General features: G+C 43.6%; 17 protein-coding genes. 9 read left to right on the top strand and 8 right to left on the bottom strand.

Annotated features, from left to right (window positions below):
- Positions 1-3 precede the first annotated feature (3 nt).
- Entirely contained in the window at positions 4-1,104 is a 1,101-nt protein-coding gene (locus tag LZF95_RS16730) for a VWA domain-containing protein (RefSeq protein ID WP_233756171.1), read from the bottom strand.
- Between the two features lie 176 nt (positions 1,105-1,280).
- Between LZF95_RS16730 and LZF95_RS16725 the strand changes: the two genes are divergently transcribed.
- A complete protein-coding gene (locus tag LZF95_RS16725; protein ID WP_233756170.1) occupies positions 1,281-1,511 on the top strand; it encodes a hypothetical protein in 231 nt (76 codons plus the stop codon).
- Here the strand turns inward: LZF95_RS16725 and LZF95_RS16720 are convergent.
- Both LZF95_RS16720 and LZF95_RS16715 read right to left on the bottom strand, forming a co-directional pair.
- Positions 1,503-1,913: a PIN domain-containing protein gene (locus LZF95_RS16720; protein WP_233756169.1), complete on the bottom strand. Its 411-nt coding sequence runs from the start codon at positions 1,911-1,913 to the stop codon at positions 1,503-1,505. The genes LZF95_RS16725 and LZF95_RS16720 overlap by 9 nt on opposite strands.
- The gene (locus LZF95_RS16715; RefSeq protein ID WP_233756168.1) at positions 1,906-2,163 is read right to left on the bottom strand and encodes a DUF6364 family protein; all 258 of its coding nucleotides are present in this window, start codon (positions 2,161-2,163) and stop codon (positions 1,906-1,908) included. The genes LZF95_RS16720 and LZF95_RS16715 overlap by 8 nt, the downstream gene beginning before the upstream one ends.
- 101 nt (positions 2,164-2,264) lie before the next feature.
- Between LZF95_RS16715 and queG the strand changes: the two genes are divergently transcribed.
- On the top strand, positions 2,265-3,200 hold the full coding sequence (gene queG / locus LZF95_RS16710) for a tRNA epoxyqueuosine(34) reductase QueG (protein WP_233756167.1): 936 nt from the start codon (positions 2,265-2,267) through the stop codon (positions 3,198-3,200).
- A gap of 17 nt (positions 3,201-3,217) precedes the next feature.
- Positions 3,218-4,330 (top strand): magnesium/cobalt transporter CorA, encoded by a 1,113-nt coding sequence (gene corA, locus LZF95_RS16705; RefSeq protein ID WP_233756166.1) that lies wholly within the window; start codon positions 3,218-3,220, stop codon positions 4,328-4,330.
- 2 nt (positions 4,331-4,332) lie between these two features.
- Here the strand turns inward: corA and LZF95_RS16700 are convergent, their stop codons facing one another.
- The 3 genes from LZF95_RS16700 to LZF95_RS16690 all read right to left on the bottom strand — a co-directional run bounded on the left by LZF95_RS16700 (position 4,333) and on the right by LZF95_RS16690 (position 6,273).
- Positions 4,333-4,539 (bottom strand): META domain-containing protein, encoded by a 207-nt coding sequence (locus LZF95_RS16700; RefSeq protein ID WP_233756165.1) that lies wholly within the window; start codon positions 4,537-4,539, stop codon positions 4,333-4,335.
- A 391-nt stretch (positions 4,540-4,930) separates the two neighbouring features.
- Positions 4,931-5,788 (bottom strand): carboxylating nicotinate-nucleotide diphosphorylase, encoded by an 858-nt coding sequence (gene nadC / locus LZF95_RS16695; protein ID WP_233756164.1) that lies wholly within the window; start codon positions 5,786-5,788, stop codon positions 4,931-4,933.
- 86 nt (positions 5,789-5,874) lie between these two features.
- A complete protein-coding gene (locus LZF95_RS16690; protein ID WP_233756163.1) occupies positions 5,875-6,273 on the bottom strand; it encodes a DUF4783 domain-containing protein in 399 nt (132 codons plus the stop codon).
- 137 nt (positions 6,274-6,410) lie between these two features.
- Between LZF95_RS16690 and gpmI the strand changes: the two genes are divergently transcribed.
- Both gpmI and LZF95_RS16680 read left to right on the top strand, forming a co-directional pair.
- Entirely contained in the window at positions 6,411-7,934 is a 1,524-nt protein-coding gene (gene gpmI / locus LZF95_RS16685) for a 2,3-bisphosphoglycerate-independent phosphoglycerate mutase (RefSeq protein WP_233756162.1), read from the top strand.
- Complete coding sequence (locus LZF95_RS16680; RefSeq protein ID WP_233756161.1) at positions 7,934-8,506, top strand: hypothetical protein; 573 nt, start codon at positions 7,934-7,936, stop codon at positions 8,504-8,506. Before gpmI ends, LZF95_RS16680 begins: the two co-directional genes overlap by 1 nt.
- A gap of 98 nt (positions 8,507-8,604) precedes the next feature.
- Here the strand turns inward: LZF95_RS16680 and LZF95_RS16675 are convergent, their stop codons facing one another.
- Positions 8,605-10,284 carry an amidase gene (locus LZF95_RS16675; protein WP_233756160.1) on the bottom strand — a complete coding sequence of 560 codons (1,680 nt, stop codon included), beginning with the start codon at positions 10,282-10,284 and terminating at the stop codon, positions 8,605-8,607.
- Between the two features lie 62 nt (positions 10,285-10,346).
- Between LZF95_RS16675 and LZF95_RS16670 the strand changes: the two genes are divergently transcribed.
- Positions 10,347-10,787 (top strand): hypothetical protein, encoded by a 441-nt coding sequence (locus tag LZF95_RS16670; protein WP_233756159.1) that lies wholly within the window; start codon positions 10,347-10,349, stop codon positions 10,785-10,787.
- Positions 10,788-10,840: 53 nt separating this feature from the next.
- On the opposite strand, the gene LZF95_RS16665 is transcribed toward LZF95_RS16670, so the two are convergent.
- Positions 10,841-11,155 (bottom strand): hypothetical protein, encoded by a 315-nt coding sequence (locus LZF95_RS16665; RefSeq protein WP_233756158.1) that lies wholly within the window; start codon positions 11,153-11,155, stop codon positions 10,841-10,843.
- A 160-nt stretch (positions 11,156-11,315) separates the two neighbouring features.
- Here LZF95_RS16665 and polA point away from each other — a divergent pair, with 160 nt between their 5' ends.
- The 3 genes from polA to LZF95_RS16650 all read left to right on the top strand — a co-directional run bounded on the left by polA (position 11,316) and on the right by LZF95_RS16650 (position 18,140).
- Positions 11,316-14,144 (top strand): DNA polymerase I, encoded by a 2,829-nt coding sequence (polA, locus tag LZF95_RS16660; RefSeq protein WP_233756157.1) that lies wholly within the window; start codon positions 11,316-11,318, stop codon positions 14,142-14,144.
- 119 nt (positions 14,145-14,263) lie between these two features.
- The gene (gene radA / locus LZF95_RS16655) at positions 14,264-15,637 is read left to right on the top strand and encodes a DNA repair protein RadA (RefSeq protein WP_233756156.1); all 1,374 of its coding nucleotides are present in this window, start codon (positions 14,264-14,266) and stop codon (positions 15,635-15,637) included.
- 958 nt (positions 15,638-16,595) lie between these two features.
- The gene (locus LZF95_RS16650; RefSeq protein ID WP_233756155.1) at positions 16,596-18,140 is read left to right on the top strand and encodes a glycoside hydrolase family 43 protein; all 1,545 of its coding nucleotides are present in this window, start codon (positions 16,596-16,598) and stop codon (positions 18,138-18,140) included.
- Positions 18,141-18,278: the final 138 nt, after the last annotated feature.

Raw genomic sequence — 18,278 nt, 5'->3', positions numbered from 1 at the left:
TGCTTAAAAGCGTTTCGTTCTATTTCTTCTATAATCTTCAAAAATCAGGTCGCCAAGCCCTTTCAGGCTACTGTAATAGGCATTCCCGTTATTTACTTTGGTGAATTCCTTTACAAATTCCTTCAGATACGGATCTGAAGCAATCATAAAAGTAGTCACTGGGATCTTCAATTTTCGGCATTGCGCAGCAAGTTTCAGCGTCTCACCGAGGATTTTGCTATCTATCCCAAAAGCGTTTTTATAATATTTGATTCCCACTTTCAGGCAAGTTGGCTTACCATCGGTGATCATGAAAATCTGCTTGTTTGGGTTCTTTCTTCTTCGCAATAGATCCATCGCCAATTCCAACCCGGCTACAGTATTTGTGTGATAGGGCCCCACTTGCAGGTAAGGCAGATCCTTGATTTCTATCTGCCATGCATCGTTTCCAAATACAATGATATCGAGTGTGTCTTTGGGATACCTGGTTTTGATGAGTTCTGCTAAAGCCATCGCTACTTTCTTGGCTGGCGTGATCCTATCCTCTCCATAGAGAATCATAGAGTGGGAAATATCGATCATCAGCACAGTGGAAGTCTGGGAGCGAAATTCATTTTCCACCACTTCCAAATCATCTTCGGTGAGCAAGTAATCTCCGGAAAAACCATGGTTAGCCTGTGCGTTCCTTAGAGAATCCGTTAAGGCTATCTGATCCAGATTGTCCCCGAATTCATAAGCTCTGCGGTCTGTTCCACGCTCTTCGCCTTGGCCGGAATGGGTGGTCTTATGCTGCCCTGATTTGCCACGTTTGAGTTTGCCAAAGATCTCCTCCAATGCCGACTTTCTAATCGTCTGCTCGGATTTTCCTGTGATTTTAAACTCACCTTTTTGATTTTCCTCGGTCAGGTAACCTTTGCTTTTCAGATCCTCTATAAAGTCCCCGATCCCATACCCGGGATTGGTCATATTATAGCGATTGTCCAAGTTGGTCAGCCAACTCAAAGCTTCCGCCACATCACCGCCGGTCATGGTGACGAGCTGTAGAAATATATTCAACAGATTATCAAACGTATTCTTCTCAGGATCTTGAGTAGGTACAAACTGAGTAAATCGAAATCCCTTCATTTTTTAGATGTTAGATGCAAGAAGCAAGATGCAAGACTTTGATTTGGATAGTTGAAAGTAAAGTAGATGGGAAAAAGTCCCTATCCAATTTATTTCGGGCTCTTTTCATTACAGCCATGTTGGTAACAAACAGAAGGTGTTGGGAGTTTAATAAATAGAACAAAAACCCAAAAAAGATGAAAAACTACCTGGCAGCGGTGGGCATCGTCACGGGAGTGCTAGTAATATTTGTCACCGCAATTCAACTTAATCTATCCCCTCTTCTACTGTGGGGGCTGTTTCTTTCCGGCCCTATATTGATCCTGTGGATGGTGTGGTCAGTATTGACCGCAGATGTGGTCGTCGAAGAGACCTTTGAGGAGCAGTGGTATCAGGACAGGCCGGATTTAAAAAGAGGTTTAACTTGAAAAAAATTCCTTTGGTGTCATTACGGGAATTTTATCTGCTGATTTGAAATCTTGCTTATCCCGTGTTATTAAAAAATCCATTTTGTTGTCAACGGCAGTAAAATACTGAAGTCCATCCTCTTTGTCCTTGAAATCTGAATTCATGGAATTTAAAAATGCTTCCTTTCCTCCTGAAATCACTCCGCAAAACCCCATAAATTGAATCAACTTTTCTTTAGCATCTACTAGCTTGTACCGGTCAAAGGACATGTAAATCAACAGACCTAAAGAAACTTCAGAAATATAAAGTTGAGCTTCTCCTTCAGCTACCAGAGAAAGATATGGCTTAGAATCCTCAATAAATGGCTCCCGATTTGCCACCAAATCGAGTGCAACATTTGTATCCAAAAATATCCTATGCATATTTTTTATCCCGGTGTTCGCGGATTAAATCTTTGTCTGACTTCTCAAGGGCTTTGATAGGAGTCTCCCTTTTTAATCTTTCCAAAAAACGAGCAGCAGCAAGCTGTTCTGGAGTTTTCTCGATACCTGGATTTTCCTTTTCAAAAATCTCCTCAAACATCCTGGAAAGCGAAATACCCCTGCTGGCAGCTTTGAGCTTGGCCTTTTCTACAATATCTTTTTCTACAGTGAGCGTAAGTTTGGTCTTCATAGTTACACGTGTTTAGAATAAATATACGTGTATTTTGTATGAAATAGTTTCATAATTGTTTATGATTCTTCCCTGAAACTTAACTCCCCTATCTTTGCCCCATGACTTCCTCAGAGAAAAGTGCCTCCCTGATCAAATCCACCGCCAAGCGGCTGGGGTTTGACTTTTGCGGGATAGCGAAAGCGGGTTTTCTGGAGGAGGAAGCGCCTAGATTGGAAGACTGGCTAAACCGTAATTACCACGGCCAAATGGGCTATCTGGCGAATCATTTTGACAAACGTCTCGATCCAACCAAACTTGTAGAAGGCGCCAAAACGGTGGTTTCTTTGATATACAATTATTATCCAGAACAGAAACTTCCAGAATCAGCAGATTCTATCAAACTTGCCAAATACGCCTACGGAGAGGATTATCACTTTGTCATTCGCGACAAACTCAATGAATTTCTGGAAATACTACGGGAGGAAATCGGTGAAATCGACGGACGTGGTTTTGTGGATTCTGCTCCGGTAATGGAACGCCAATGGGCGCAGAAATCCGGCTTGGGCTGGCTGGGCAAAAACAGCTTGTTGCTGAACAGAGAAATGGGCAGTTTCTTTTTTCTGGCCGAACTCATCATCGATCTGGAAGCAACTCCGGATACTCCTCTTGCCAAAGATTACTGCGGTACCTGCACAGCCTGCATAGATGCCTGTCCTACGGATGCCATTGTGGATAATGGAGTGATTGACGGCTCCCGATGTATTTCCTACCTGACCATCGAGCTGAAAGATTCCATTCCCGCTGAATTCAAAGGAAAAATGGAAAACTGGGCTTTTGGCTGCGATATCTGCCAGGATGTATGTCCGTGGAACCGTTTTGCCAAGCCCAACCAAGAACCAAGATTTCAGCCTAATGAAGACTTGAAGGGAATGTCAGGCTCAGATTGGCAGGAGATCACCGAGGAGACTTTCCGTAAGGTCTTCAAAAAATCAGCAGTAAAGCGCACTAAACTTGCTGGACTGAAAAGAAATATCGACTTTATCAAATCGAAATAACTCAAGCCAGGAAATGTATGAGCTCCAATTTGTCAAATATTAAAGCTGTACAAAAGCTTTTCAAGCCCAAGAAAAAGAAAAACAAAAAGACCCATAAAATTGGTTTACCTCCCGGGGCTTTGGTTTTCACCGGAGACAAAAAGCTTGAGAACGTTGAAATAAATCTAATCACCTATGATGAAGTTGATTTCTACGAAGAAACTATTCATCTAGAGCAATTAGAAGGGCATCTGAAACTGAAGAAAAAGGTAATCTGGATAGACATCATCGGCCTGCATGATGTGGAGTTAATGGAGAAGATAGGCTTGCTTTTCGGCATACATAAACTTACCCTTGAGGATATACTGAATGTGGATCAGCGTCCCAAAATGGAAGTCTTTGATAATTATCTTTTTGCGGCCATGAAGATGATCCAATGCGCTACTCCTGAGTCCCCTATTGATGATGAGCAGATCAGCTTTATCCTCAAAGACGGGATTTTGTTGACTTTCCAAGAGAAAAAGGGCGATGTATTTGAGTTTGTACGTAGCCGTCTGACGGATCCCAAGCGTGCCATACGTCAGCGCAAGACGGACTACCTACTGTATGCACTTCTCGATGCGGTCATTGACAACTACTTTATCGTCATGGAAAATGTAGGTGAGCGGATCGAAAACCTGGAATCCCAGGCGATGACCGCCCCTGGCAGTGAAACACTGAATGCGCTTTACGGTCAAAGACGAGAGATGATGGATTTGAGAAGAACAGTCTATCCACTTCGGGAAGTAATCGGCTCTTTTGACAAATATGCAGACGACAAAATCAGTGCTGAGACAAGACCATTTATCCGTGATCTCTATGAGAACACAATCCAGGTCATTGAGACTATGGAAGTCTTCCGGGATATGTCCTCTGGAGTATTGGATCTATATATGAATAGTCTTTCCAACCGCATGAACAACATCATGAAAGTCCTTACCATCATCTCCACGATCTTTATTCCCCTGAGCTTTGTCGCAGGTGTCTATGGAATGAACTTTGACAATATGCCTGAACTCCACTGGAAATATGGCTATTTCTATGTGCTGGGGGGAATGGGGCTTGTAATTATTGGAATGCTGTATTTTTTTAAAAGGAAGAATTGGATCTAGAATTATTGCAACTTCAGAATCACATCTTTCCTTCCGTTTTTCAGCAGCATCATGTTATCCTTAAATTCATAATACCTCACTTGATCGAGCAAATCGAGAAACCTGTTTTCGAAATTCATGTTTTGGCAGGCCATGCGGGTGGCACCGACTTCTGAGAACCGGATAGCGTTTTTCCTGTCCAAAGATTCTATTACAACCGCCACTGCCATTGACAACCCCGTTTTCAGCGTTGAATATCAGATGTGCGTCACTCGTGGAACCGGAAGTCTGTACGGGGGCTCCCATCATCTCTACTACGGTGAGATGTTTCCCATACCACTTGCTATTCGGAAAAGAATCGGGGCTACAGCTTGCGAAAATAAAAAGAGATAAGATTAACAATACGTTTTTCATAGTTGGTTTTGTTTATCCCGCATTATGCATTAGACTTCTCAGGATGAGCAGAAAGTATAAGAAACCATCCTTAGCGACTGGCGGTCAATTTCATCAATTCAATTGATTGTCCCTTATAGCCATTCAGCTCTACGCAGCAAATACCATGCACATACTGGGGTTCATACTTTTTAGACACGATTAATTCAAAATGGTCACTTAAGAGGATCAGATAGCCTTCAAACTGATGTCAAGGCTTTTTATGGAGTGAGTAAGAGCACCCATGGAGATAAAATCAACCCCACATTCAGCCACATCAACCAAGGTCTCCTCGGTGATCCCTCCTGAGGCTTCCGTTTTAAATTTATCCCCAACCATTTTTACCGCCTCTCTCATGGTATCATAATCCATGTTGTCTAACATGACAAAATCTATTCCACCAACTTCAATTACCTCGGCTACTTCATCTAGATTTCTTGTTTCCACCTCTATTTTGAGATTCAGGTTGTTCGCTTTTAGATACGACTTGCAGCTTTCAATGGCCTGCCGTATCCCTCCTGCAAAATCCACATGATTGTCCTTCAGCATCACCATATCATATAGTGCAAAACGGTGATTTACGCCCCCTCCTATATGGACTGCCCATTTTTCCATCAACCGAAAATTAGGGGTGGTCTTTCTGGTATCCATCAGGCGGGCTTTTGTGTGCAGAATTTTCTCAGTCAGGCTGTGAGTAACGGTAGCGATACCACTCATCCGCTGCATACAGTTCAGCACCAAACGCTCTGAAGAAAGGATCGAGGCTGAGGAACCTGATACGACAAGCCCCAGGTCTCCATAAGCAACTTTATCCCCATCTTGAACCAACAGATCAATCTGAAGATCAGCATCGAAAGTCTTAAAAATCCGTTCAGCCAATTCCACTCCGGCAATGATCCCATCGCCTTTAATCAACAATTTCGCCTGGCCTGTTTTGCCTGCCGGGATAGCCGATAGAGAAGAATAATCCCCTGGTCCGATATCTTCGGCCAAGGCAGTGGCTATAAAAGAAGAGATGGCTTCTTCTGTTAGATAGGAAGGTTTCATGCCCAAAAATAGGCATTTGGAGCTCCCGCAAAGTCCTAAAACAGCAATTTTCTTTTACCAGCAGGAATATTCCGTAAAATGCTTTCTTACCCTTTGACAAATTCAAGGCTATAAATCCTAAAATCAGAAGCCTGCTGAGAAACTTTAATGAAGACCTTAAAAACCCCTTGGCCTGTCTGGTAATCACCTATATAAGAACTCAAACTCGGATTGTTTTCACTCCGGAATACCAGATTGAAGCCCATGGAAGGGTTCTTTTTGAAAAAATCTTTTAACACAAGTTCTGCCTGGTTTTTAGAATAATCCCCCTGTAAACCGTTAACATTAAGAGAAACACTGGAATCGAAATATTTTGCCAAATCGCTGCTGGAACCGCTATCGATGGCCGCAATAACTATTTCTATGGAGTCCGGAATGGCTATTTCCAGCTCAGATGGCTGGACTAGAAAGAAAATGGAAATGATTAAACTTAATACTGAGGTCATTGGCCATGCTAGGCAAATACTAAGCCAAAACAGGAATTATGTCCTTCGTTTTTAAGTTTAAAAGGTGTAGGTCCATGAAGTTTTGTCTAATCGCGATTTCGGGACTACTTTACTCTGAATTATAATATATTTGCGGTATGGATAAGAAAGTACTTTTAATGATTTTGGATGGTTGGGGAATCGCCACCAACCCCGCGGTTTCTGCTATTGACAAAGCGAAAACACCCTTTGTCGACAGCCTTTACACCAAATATCCCCATGCTACCTTGGAAGCTTCCGGTCTTGCGGTAGGTTTGCCAGAAGGCCAAATGGGCAACTCTGAAGTAGGCCATATGAATATAGGTGCCGGACGCGTGGTATATCAGGATCTCGTGAAGATCAATCTCGCTGTGGAAAACGGAGAGCTGAACTCCCATCCGGTTTTGGCAGCTGCTTTTGCCAAAGCCAAAGCTTCTAAAAAGAAGGCTCATTTTATGGGTTTACTTTCAGATGGAGGAGTACATGCCCATATCAAACACTTAAAAGGCCTGTGTGACGCAGCCAAATTCCACGGCCTAGAGGATGTATTCATCCATGCTTTCACAGATGGAAGAGACACCGATCCCAAAGGCGGCATAGGATATTTGGAGGATCTACAGGCACACTTAACCCATTCCAGTGGCAAGGTAGCTTCTGTGGTAGGTAGATACTATGCCATGGACAGGGACAATCGATGGGAACGTGTGAAGCTGGCCTATGATGCCATGGTGAAGGGCGAAGGTGAAAAATCCAAAGACATCCTTGCTGCCATGCGCAAATCATATGAAAATGGAGTAACTGACGAATTTATCCGCCCAATCATCCATGTGGGGCCAGATAATAAACCCTTGGCCACTATAGAAGAGGGAGATCTGGTGATCTGCTTCAACTTCCGCACTGACCGGGGCAGGGAAATCACCCAGGCACTTACCCAACAGGATTACGAAGACTTTAATATGAAAAAACTGAATGTGGAGTACATCACATTCACAAATTACGATGCTACTTTTGAAGGTGTACAGGTGCTATTCGAAAAGGACAATCTGAACAACACACTTGGCGAAGTCCTGGAACGCGCAGGCAAAAAACAAATACGAATAGCGGAAACAGAGAAATATCCACATGTCACCTTCTTCTTTTCAGGAGGCAGGGAAAAAGAATTCGTCGGAGAGAGTAGATTGCTTTGTCCATCCCCTAAAGTGGCGACTTACGATCTGAAGCCTGAAATGAGTGCCTTTGAAATCGCCTCCAAAATCAACGGAGAGCTAAAAAAGAAAAGTGCCGATTTCATCTGTCTCAACTTCGCCAATGCAGACATGGTCGGTCATACAGGAGATTTCGATGCTGCCGTGAAGGCATGTGAAGCGGTAGATGCATGTGCTGACAGTGTGATTACCACGGCTTTGGCCAACGATTATACCACCATTGTCATTGCGGATCACGGCAATAGTGACATGATGATCAACGAGGACGGGACACCAAATACTGCCCATACCACTAACCTAGTGCCATGCATCATGGTAGACAAAAATGACAGGCTTTCAATCAAGGACGGTAAGTTAGGTGACTTGGCGCCTACTATACTTAAGCTGATGGGTATAGAGAAGCCTGAAGATATGAGTGGGAATATTCTACTGACTTAATGAACTATCAAAAAGGGCTTTCCTTCGGGATTTTCTTGCTACTGATCGCCGGTTTTTTTTCCTGTGCAGAGAAATCCACAGGCACAATTGAAACCACACCATACTTTGACCTCAAAGGATTCATCGAAAAGAAAGTCCAAGAAGTCGATAGTCTGGAAGTGCTGAAACGCTCAGAAATCCAGGGAGAGGAAAATCAGGTAAGATTAATTTATTCTATCCAGGATTGGACAGAGGAATTCAGCATATTTAAAGATGCCGACATCAATAAAGCCTCCATGCTACAATCCTACGGCACTACCAAATCCGATGATCTGCTCGCCCATGAGCTATTGCCAAAGGCAAAAGGAAAACTGAAATACCTCAAAATCTCCTATTACAATGGTGAAGTCTCTGGGGTTTCCATTAAAATAGCTGAGGACAATCTGTTCTATTCTGCTACTACGCTGGCAGAGATCAATTTAAATGCTGTTACCCATTTGATTGAGAGTTATTCCATCCAGACAAGCCAGAAGATTTGGTTTTTGGAACAAAACAACATGAGAATCGAAGGAACAGTGGTAGTGAAAGGATAAGCTTAACCCGGACTATGAACTCGCTTTTGTAAGGTAGGTTAACAGGTCAAATAAATAAAGGCAAGAGTGGAAGACATCTTCATTTCTTGCCTTTTTATTTATTTATCAAACATCGGAGGCCGCTGCTCCTGCCAATCGCTGTTTGACTGGATTAGATTCCCCAGCATCACCAATTTTTCTTCTTCGAAAAGATTCGCCAGTAGCGTAATTGAGGTTGGTCCGCCCTCCTCATTGAATCCGTTGGGAAGACAGAGAGCTGGATGGCCTGTAAGATTGGTAATCTGAAGCTGCGCCCCTCCAAAGCTCGGGGTGACTATCACATCATAATCCTTCATGATCTCGTGCATCTCCTGGATAAGTATAGTGCGCTGTCGAGCTGCCTGCACGTATTCCACCGCAGGGATAAATCTTGCCGCTCGGAAGGTGTTCGGCCAGGCATTTTTATGCTGGGCTACCAGCTGATCATCCCAACCCAATCTAGTCAATTCATCAAATGCTGCAGCAGCTTCTACAGAAAGCATAATCTGTATGGCTCTGGGATTTACGCTTGTTTTTAGCTCTACTGGATGCAGCTCAAATCCCTGATTTCTCAACAAGTCAAGCACCTCCTTGCTGTTTTGCATATCAGCATCAGTTTCTTCAAAGTACTCTTTGAAATAGCCAACTTTCAGCTTTTTCACCTCCGACTTAGAAGAATAATTAAACGCTGCCTGTATGGTACTCGCATCAAAGGCATCTTTCCCATTGATGATGGAAAGGACAATCCCATTATCCAGCGCTGATCTGGAAATTGGCCCTATTTTATCCATAGACCAACTTAAAGCCATTGCGCCGTTCTTACTCACCCGGCCATACGTCGGTCTCAATCCTGTCACTCCGTTTCTGGTGGAGGGGGAAACAATGGAGCCGAGTGTTTCTGTTCCTAAGGCAAAAGGAATCAATCCCGCACTCACTGCTGCAGCCGACCCTGCAGAAGAACCACTGGATCCTTGCTCCAGATTCCATGGATTTTTAGTCACGCCTCCGTACCACACATCACCCATGGCCAAAGCTCCCAGTGTAAATTTTCCCACCAAAACCCCTCCTGCATCATTCAGTTTATCCACCACAGTCGCAGTCATATCGATCTCCTGATCCCTGTATGGCATTGCTCCCCAGGTGGTTTTCGTCCCTTTCACCGCCAAAAGATCTTTTATCCCGTAAGGAATACCATGCAACGGACCACGATAATTGCCTGCTGCGATCTCTTCATCCATTGCTTTGGCTTTTTCCATCGCTGATTCTTCCAGCAAAGTAATCAAACACTGAAGAGTATCTGAGTAAGAATCAATTCGGTCGAGATAGATTTGAGTAAGCCGAACACTGGAAAGTTTCTTTGATTGTATCAACACTGCAAGTTCATGCAAGTGTAGGTATGCGATATCAGCGTCTTTTTCCGGGAGAATTACTTCTTTGGCTAATCCCCATTCCAGTGGCCTTTGCAATAGATCAGGCTGAAATCCTACAGGAAGGGGATTGAAAACCAGGGAAGGCGAGACGCAATTATCCACGGTGATCTCCCGCAGTGACTCATATCTACTACGCTGGCTTTGTAATGCCCCGATCATACTATCTTTTTCGGCAAGAGTAAAAGACAAGCCGAAGATCTCAGAAGCTCTTTGGATGGAAAGAGGGGTGATTTCGCCTGTATTATGCCCCAATGTAAAACCGAGAAGCAAGCAGGATACCGCAGCTATCCATATAAAAGCCCTTGATGTAACTGTGTTTTTTGATTCCATTGAATAGATTTGTAATAATTCAGTCTAAGGCATCAATCCCTATCACCCAATATAATCAACCTATGGATCAAAAATCCCCCTTTCCAGTATTTCCTATGCACTTTCGTGGAATTCTCCTACTTGCAGGCATGTATGCCATTGGTTGGGCTGCTATCTTCCAACTGATGGGAGCTTCATTAGTGGAATGGCTTGCAGACGGAAATGCTTTCGAAGGTTCCTTACCGACCAACTATTATGGAGGCCTTGGAATTGTAGTAGGTCTTTTGCTTTTTTTTAGCGCTTTTTATCCTGTCAGCTGGGTATATCTGATTATTGCGGGCATTACCGGAAAAATCATTCTAGCCATCTGGTTTGGCCTGGGCTTCATCCCTGAATTAGGCTGGAACAAGCGCACGGCATTTCAGTTGATCTTCAATGAAATCCTTTGGCTTATCCCGTTAATAATGGTTTTCCTGCGAGGGTGTCAGGTGAAAAGCTACCTGGCAGAAAACCTGGAAAAATAAAAAGGAAAGCTATGGTGGGCTTTCCTTCAAAAAAAGTGACTAAACGCTGTTGATCAGGTCACCAGAATCAGGATCAATAAAATAATGATAATAGCCCCAACGGAAATATAAACGCCACCTCCAGCACGTCGGGCTTCTTTCTTCATTTCTTTCAGCTCCATGCGTACATCCTTTCTTTCTTCATTGCTCATGGCACTAAAGTCCATCGCTTTGATTTCATCCACCCTTGCTTCAATTTCCGCAAGACGCTCTTTTTGAGCATCAGTTAACTCAGTCTTATCCTTCTTAGAGTTCTCGTCCTTTACAGGAGCTGCTATCAGCATTTGAGCTGAAAACATCATTGCAAGAATCACGAATAATTTTTTCATAGATTGTTTGTTTAAAGTCAGGTATTCCAAAAGACCAAATTTGCCGCCAAACTCTGTCAAAGGAAATTTGATATCGCCGGATTTTGGGCTGCCACTAGCCGAAAATTTGTAACTTACGCAGCTATTACACGATTACCTTTTTACCAAAAATCATCCAGAAATGTCCCAAAAACAGCCCTGCAAGCTTTTTTTACTTGATGCCATGGCGCTTATATACCGAGCGCATTTTGCCTTCAGCAAAAACCCTAGAATAAATTCCAAAGGACTCAATACCGGCGTGATGCTGGGCTTTACCAATACGCTCCTGGAAATCGTTGACAAGGAAAAACCTACCCATATTGGGGTGGCATTCGATACCCATGCCCCTACTTTCCGTCATGTACAGTTCGAGGCCTACAAAGCAAACCGACAGGAACAGCCAGAAGATATCGCTGTGGCAATTCCTTGGGTCAAAGAAATTGTGAAGGCATTCAATATCCCGATTTTGGAACTCGATGGTTACGAAGCTGATGATATCATAGGCACCCTGGCAAAGCAAGCCGAGAAGGAAAACTTCACCGTCTATATGATGACACCAGATAAGGATTACGGCCAACTGGTAGATGACCATATTTTCCTGTACAAACCCGCTTTTATGGGAAATGGGGTAGATATCATGGGACCTAAAGAAATCTGTGCCAAGTGGGATATCGAAAGGGTAGATCAGGTAAGGGATATTCTTGGCCTTATGGGAGATGCTGTGGACAATATTCCTGGAATACCCGGAATCGGGCAAAAAACCGCTGTAAAGTTGCTAAAAACCTATGGTACAGTGGAAGAGCTTATAAAAAATTCAGCTGATCTGAAAGGCAAGCAACGGGAAAATGTGGAGAAGTTTGGTGCGCAGGGAATTCTGTCTAAAGAACTCGCCACTATTAAATGCGATGTACCTATCGTATATGTAAAAGAGCATCTGGAGTATGAAGGTATAGATGAGGAAAAGGTACGGGCCATATTCACCGAACTGGAATTCAGAACCCTAGCCGCACGGGTATTCAAAGGCAGCGATAAAAAAGCAGGGGTTCAAAAAAATGAGCAATTGGGACTTTTTGGCGAAGCTCCGCCTGCAACATCCCCAACTGCTAAAGAAATTGAATTTGCGGAAGAAACTGTGAATGTAGCCGAGCAAAAAGTGCCTGATACTATTCATAGCAACATCCAGAATTACCACAAAGTGAAAGGCAAGGCAGAAATCCTGGAATTGGTGGAGTTTCTGGAGATTCAGAAAGAACTCTGTTTTGACACAGAGACCACTTCCGTGAACCCTATGGAAGCAGAACTCGTCGGAATTTCATTTGCCTATGTCCCAGGAGAGGCCTATTACATTCCTTGTCCTGAAACCAGGGAAGAGACATTGGTAATATTGGAGTTGTTAAAGCCGGTCTTTGAAAATGAAAGCATCGTCAAGGTAGGGCAAAACATCAAGTATGATATCCTTGTATTGAAAAACTACGATGTAGAAGTCAAAGGAGTCCTCTATGACACCATGCTTGCACATTACCTGATTGATGCCGATGGAAAGCATTCCATGGATTGGCTTGCCAAGCAATACCTGAATTATGTGCCTGTCTCCATCACGGAACTGATCGGCAAAAAAGGGAAGAATCAGGGAAATATGCGGGATGTGGATGAGGATGAAGTAACTGCTTATGCCTCTGAAGATGCGGATATCACGCTCAGATTGAAAGCAGAATTTGATCCCCTGCTCAAGGAAAATAACCTGCAAAAACTGTTTGATGAAGTAGAAAACCCTCTGATCAATGTGCTTGCTGATATGGAATTTGAAGGGGTTCGCATCGATATGGGGAGCCTGGCAGAAATGTCCCTTCTTCTGGAAAAAGAAAGCAAGGAAATAGAAAACAAAGTCTATGAACTGGCCGGAGTACGATTTAATCTGGCTTCGCCAAAGCAACTTGGAGATGTGCTGTTCGATAAATTAAAACTCGATCCCAAAGCTAAAAAGACCAAAACAGGCCAATATGCTACCGGAGAGGAAGTTCTCAGCAAGCTTGCCCATGAGCACGAAATCATCCAACACATCCTCGATTTCCGCCAGATGGTCAAGCTGAAATCAACTTACGTGGATGCCTTGCCTACTATGATCAATTCCAAAACGGGACGGGTCCACACGACTTATAACCAGTTTGTGGCTGCCACGGGAAGGCTTTCTTCTATCAACCCTAATCTTCAGAACATCCCCATCCGTACCGACCGGGGACGTGAAATCCGTAAGGCTTTTGTACCGAGGGACGAAGACCACATTCTTTTAGCGGCAGATTACTCACAGATCGAATTGAGGATAATGGCAGCTTTCTCCGGAGATGAATCCATGATAGAAGCCTTCCGCACAGGTAGGGATATCCACGCCACCACAGCCGCGAAGATATTCCAGGTGCCACTGGAGGAAGTGACTTCGGATATGCGACGAAAAGCCAAAACAGCGAATTTTGGGATTATTTACGGTATCTCTGCTTTTGGGCTTTCCCAGCGCTTAGCTATACCGAGGGGAGAAGCCAAAGAGATCATTGATTCCTATTTCAAGGAATTTCCAGCTGTAAAACAATATATGGATGGCGCAATAGAAAAAGCCAAAACCCATGAATATGTGGAAACCATCCTAGGCCGGCGCAGATATCTAAGAGATATCAACAGCCGTAACGCCACAATGCGTGGATTTGCCGAGAGAAATGCTATAAACGCACCGATCCAAGGCTCCGCTGCCGACCTGATCAAAGTAGCTATGATCGATGTGCACAAGTGGATGAAAAAGGAGAAGTTGAAATCAAAAATGATCCTTCAAGTACATGATGAATTGGTCTTTGACGCACACAAGGACGAGGTGGAGATCCTCAAGTCCAATGTCCCGGGACTAATGTCAAATGCCATCAAAATGTCTGTACCCGTGGAAGTAGAAGTGGGTACGGGAACTGATTGGCTGCAGGCGCATTGATTAGACGCTAGACCCAAGATTTAAGACATTAGATTCTCGGGATAAGTTGTTCTGCGTTTTACTACCTTTTAAACCCGATGATGTCTAGGGTCTTGAATCTAGCGTCTAAAATCTAAAAAATGGCCAAAATAAAAACCTCCTTCTTCTGTCAAAACTGCGGCGCACAAAGTCCTAAATGGCTAGGAAAATGCCCCTCCTGTGGGGAATGGAACACCTATGTAGAGGAAATTGTCCAGAAGGAAGAATCGGGTAAAGGGACGTGGAAGACTCCTTCCTCCGGCACCAAAAAAGCCAGTGTCCCCAAGAAAATCCAAGAGGTGAATTATGAGGAACAGCCACGGTATATCACAGGAGATGCGGAACTAGACCGGGTTTTGGGAGGTGGAATCGTGCCTGGTTCCCTCGTGCTGATCGGTGGCGAACCTGGAATCGGCAAGTCCACACTTATGCTTCAGATAGCTTTGATTCTCAAAGAAAAGCAAATCTTATATGTCTCCGGAGAGGAAAGTGAAGCCCAGATAAAAATGCGTGCGGATCGGATGTCAGCAAAGAATCCGGAATGCTACGTCCTTTCGGAGACGAATACACAGCAGATTTTTCAGCAGATTGAAGCACTCAAACCTGATTTGCTGATCATAGACTCCATTCAGACTTTAACAAGTCAATATGTAGAATCAGCAGCAGGCTCAGTCTCTCAGGTAAGGGAGTGTACGGCCGAACTCATGAAGTTCGCTAAAGAAACCGGGACACCTGTCTTCCTGATCGGGCATATCACAAAGGATGGTTCTATTGCAGGCCCGAAAGTATTGGAGCATATGGTGGATACAGTCTTGCAGTTTGAAGGGGACAGACATATGAGTTATAGGATCCTGAGAACTTCCAAAAACCGCTTCGGCTCCACCCATGAACTTGGGATCTACGAGATGCGGGTTGAGGGCCTTCGTCCAGTGGCAAATCCTTCCGAAATTCTCCTAACGCAGCGGGAAGAAGTGCTCAACGGCGTAGCCATAGGAGCCATGATGGAAGGGAATCGGCCTTTGCTTATTGAAATCCAGTCCCTTGTAAGCCCTGCAACCTATGGAACCCCTCAGCGAAGTAGTACCGGGCACGATGCCAAACGGTTGAATATGCTTTTGGCAGTCTTAGAAAAACGGGGGGGAATGCGCCTTGGTCAGCAAGATGTTTTTCTGAATGTCGCGGGAGGCCTCCGGGTGGATGACCCCGCATTGGATCTGGCTGTCTGCGCATCATTGATTTCCAGCTACGAGGACACTCCTGTATCGGAGCAGGTTTGCTTTGCGGCTGAAGTAGGCTTGGGGGGAGAAATCCGGGCAGTCCATCGTATAGAAAACCGCATCGCAGAAGCTGAGAAATTGGGATTCAAAAAAATAATTGTTTCCAAATATGCTGTCAAAGGTCTCGATCTAGGCAAATACAAAATCGAAGTGATGGCTGTGAGCAAACTGGAGGAGGTTTATCAGAAAATATTTTGAGAGGCAAGACATTTACTTTCTGGAAAGATCCAGGCTTACAAACCCTCAAATGCTTGCAGCAAAACAGAAAAAGAATCAAAAAAACTAAACCTACTTTGCAAGGCATAATAACGTAGGAATTACATTTTTTCAATAAAAGACAGGAAATGTTGTGCTTTCCCCTTTGAAATCAAGTACTTTATAAATTTTCATTAGTATATTGTCGATTACATTGAAGTTTTATTAACATAAACCTAAGCCTATTATGAAAAAGACCTACACGAGAAACACAACTAAAATCAAACCTAGTTTGAAGCAATCTGTAGCCATTTCTGGAACTTTTATTGTTCCAAAACCATCTAAAAACCTAAAAAAGCCCGTTTAAATGGGCCGAAAAAGCCTTACTTGCCCAATCACTGGGTGAACACAGAATGAATATGCTAATCCGGTCATGAAATCATGACCGGATTTTTAGTATTAAAAATTTAGCATATCATGTGTTCCATCTAAAACTTGCAAGGATATACGTACTGATTAAGTGACTTCACATTGTTCAGATGTATCTTACCCGTCTATTGGATTTTTTATAGGGAATTTCTACCTAGCCGAATTGAGCAAGTTTGGAAATAAGGGAATCTCCCCACCCCAAGGACTAATCCATACCCGGTAGCACTGGAACAAATCCTTCAAATAATCTGACTTTTCGCCTATTTGGATTGTCATTTTAACCTTAGTATTACCTTTGTTAAGGTTTCTTCTATGCGCTCGTATTCTGGTAAAGGAATATCAGACTATTCAGAATAACCGACTTCCTAATAACTAGGAAAATATTTATACCTGGATTTGAAAAAAGTTTCTGGATCTAATGGACTGAATAGAGGATACAAATCTTTAGAATTGGTATTTAAAATCAAAACGGAGCGTATTAAGTAAAACCAGCAAAGTCCTTCTGACTAAATTGACAAATAACCTAAACCCTATGAACACCTCAATTAGAGTGCCGAGAGTAGCGATGCTTCTACTGCTTGTAGCTTTGATAACACATATGGGGCTTGCCCAAAACCGAGGGTTTGACAATCCGGTTTTGGCCGGAGATCGTCCGGATCCCACAGTCATCAAAATCGGGAAACACTATTATGCCTCTGCCACATCAAATGAATGGGCACCTCTTTTTCCTATCTTCAAGTCAACTGATCTGATCAGTTGGGAGCTGGTGAATTATGTTTTTCCAGATGGAGCTCCAGACTGGGCCAAAAACAACTTTTGGGCCCCAGAGCTTGCTTACGATGAGGATCAGGGAAAAATCTACGCCTATTATACTGCTAGAGATAAGGTTAGTAATAGACTCAGTGTAGCTGTAGCAAGCGCAAATTCTCCTGAAAGCAAATTTACCGATCATGGGCCATTAGTTGCTCAGGAATTTGGTTCCATTGATGCTTTTGAGGCACGCGACGAAAACGGCAAAATCTATGTGCTTTGGAAAGAAGACGGAAATAGCAAGGGGCAGAAAACCCCCATATGGGCACAGGAAATAAATAAGGAACGCACAAGATTGATCGGAAAAAAGCATGAGCTATTCCAAAATGACCAGCCTTGGGAAGGAGGATTAGTAGAAGGGGTGGCGATTTTCCGGAAAAACGGATATTTCTATGCCACTTATTCTGCACGTGGATGCTGCGAGATCACCTGTGATTATGTGACCGGAGTTGCCAGAAGCAAAACACTTTTAGGCCCTTGGGAAAAATACGACATGAACCCCGTATTGAAAGACAATGACAACTGGAAATGTGCCGGCCATGGAACCGTCGTGGAGAAAGACGGAGATTTTTGGATGCTGTACCACGCATATAATACGGAAGGAAGCGTGTATGTGGGTCGGCAGGGAGTCTTGGAAAAAATCGATTGGACAGACGACAACTGGCCTATATTGGCAAATAAAGCGGGCTATGAACGCAGTAAAGCTTCTTTAGAATTCAAGGACAATTTCAAAAAACGACTAGATCCAGTCTGGCAATGGAGGGTAACACAGGATATCCAATACGAAACAGGAAAAAAAGGGCTTAAGCTTCAGGCTTCGGAGGAAAATGAAACCCTTGGGACATTATTGGTGCAAGGCACAAAATCCCTAGATTATCAATACGAAGCTACAGTGAAGCCAGATGGAGAAGCTGCTGCTGGATTGGCAGTAATTGGCGGAGCAAATAACGGTTTTGGGGCACCCCCGGCTGGCATGGGGATTTCAATAAAAGGAAATCAGCTGATACTCTGGGAAACAATCAATCAAAAGACCAGAGAAATAGCCTCTGAAACCATACCAACAGGCAAAGAAGTCAAATTGATTCTGAGCATGAAGGATGGCTATAAAATGACCACTTCAGCTTTGATAGACGGCAAAACCATTCAAATTGGAGAAACCCAGGATGTGAGGCATTTAGTCCCCTGGGGGATGGGATTCCGACTTGGATTGGTGGCTAAGGGAGCGACGGATTCCTATGCACATTTTAAGGAAGTGAGGATTTATTGATAGTACCTGAAAAAGTTGTCACAATTTGTTGTTGTTCACAACTCCAATGAGGATGAAAAATGATTATCAAATTAAGCAAAAGCGTTCCTTTAGTGAAGGGTTACGCAAACAGATTGTGGGTCAAATCGAGCGCAAAGA

Origin of the sequence: Algoriphagus sp. AGSA1, assembly GCF_021390545.1 — a bacterium.
In the GTDB taxonomy this organism is placed as follows: domain Bacteria; phylum Bacteroidota; class Bacteroidia; order Cytophagales; family Cyclobacteriaceae; genus Algoriphagus.
The sequence above is the reverse complement of the archived record's forward strand: the minus strand, read 5'-3'. Positions and strand labels throughout refer to the sequence as shown.